Source organism: Facilibium subflavum, from assembly GCF_003574485.1.
Taxonomy (GTDB): Bacteria; Pseudomonadota; Gammaproteobacteria; order Francisellales; family Francisellaceae; genus Facilibium; species Facilibium subflavum.
In genome coordinates, this window is sequence record NZ_QLIT01000303.1 from 1 (window position 1) to 654 (window position 654).

The window sequence follows — 654 nt, forward strand, 5'->3', positions numbered from 1 at the left end:
TGTTCTTAGCAAAGCAGATATTGATGCAGGGCTATTGGTGTTTACTCCAGCACAAGATGCCAATGGTACAGCTTATGACAGTTTTGGTTTTAGTGTGAATGATGGCACAGTGGATTCTGATAGTAGCTATACGATAACCGTGGATATCTTACCTGAACCAGTTATTGAGGTTATTTCACCTGAGTATATTGATGCAAATAATGATGGAACAATTGATGTTATTATTGAGTCAGGAGGCAACGTTTTAGATAATGGTGATGGTACATTTACGTTAACTACCGCAGATAATAGTATGGTAACGATTCCTGTTTTACCAGAGGGCAGCACAATGCCAACGGTGGTTGTGAGCAACTTGGATAACTCATTAACGGTTGATATGAATAATGATGGAACCACTACTATTGTACCAGAGAATAGCCAGATAGTTGACAATCAGGATGGCAGCTTAACAGTTATAACGGAACAAGGAAGTCAAATAACGGTATCTGGTAGCGAGTCAAGTATTATAGTGGACAATGGTACGGCGGTTACGGTAGATTTTAATGGAGATGGTATCGTTGATTTTACAGCACCCAGTGGGTCAACACTTGCAATTAGCGGTACCACGCCATCCGTGTATTTGAATATGTATGGCATCCATGATGTAGCACACCT

Annotated in this window: 1 protein-coding gene; it reads left to right on the top strand. The window is 40.5% G+C overall.

The window, feature by feature from the left end; all coding sequences use genetic code 11:
* Positions 1–654, top strand: a 654-nt coding sequence (locus DNK84_RS13550; RefSeq protein ID WP_162902500.1) for a hypothetical protein, incomplete at both ends; no start/stop codon positions are given.